Source organism: Phenylobacterium soli (genome assembly GCF_003254475.1).
In the GTDB taxonomy this organism is placed as follows: Bacteria; Pseudomonadota; Alphaproteobacteria; order Caulobacterales; family Caulobacteraceae; genus Phenylobacterium; species Phenylobacterium soli.
This window is the reverse complement of sequence record NZ_QFYQ01000017.1, coordinates 1-431: the sequence shown is the minus strand read 5'-3', so window position 1 is coordinate 431 and position 431 is coordinate 1. Positions and strand designations below refer to the sequence as shown.

Annotated in this window: 1 protein-coding gene; it reads right to left on the bottom strand. The window is 66.4% G+C overall.

The window, feature by feature from the left end; genetic code table 11:
* A partial coding sequence (locus tag DJ017_RS19945; RefSeq protein WP_133255524.1) for a hypothetical protein occupies positions 1 to 278 on the bottom strand: 278 nt, incomplete at its 3' end.
* Positions 279 to 431: the final 153 nt, after the last annotated feature.

The window sequence follows — 431 nt, the reverse complement described above, 5'->3', positions numbered from 1 at the left end:
AGCGGTCCCACGCCCTTCAAGGCCCGGAAGTAGGTGAGACTGGAGCCGGTCACGTCCACCTTGCGGGTCAGCCGGATGGCCCACAGCACCACCGCCGCGACGGTGGCGATCAGCAGGCCCGCCATGATCGCCTGGTTCGCAGGCGCGGCGTCGGCGAAGACATCGGACATGGTCAGTCGTTCAGCGGGAGGGACAATGCGGTACGTCTCCTCCTGCGCCAGGGCGGGCGCCGCCATCGCGGCGGTCACGAACACGAGCAACGGCAGTCTGCAGCGCATGGCGCTCCTCCGAATTACATGTGTAGTCCAGTGAACTTACATGTGTAATCCGAGGAGTCAACGGCTCAGCCCTCGTCCTCTCCCGTCTCCTCGCCGGTGGCTCCGGCCACCAGCTCGCGCCACACCGGATCGCTGTCGTCGACAAGGTCGACG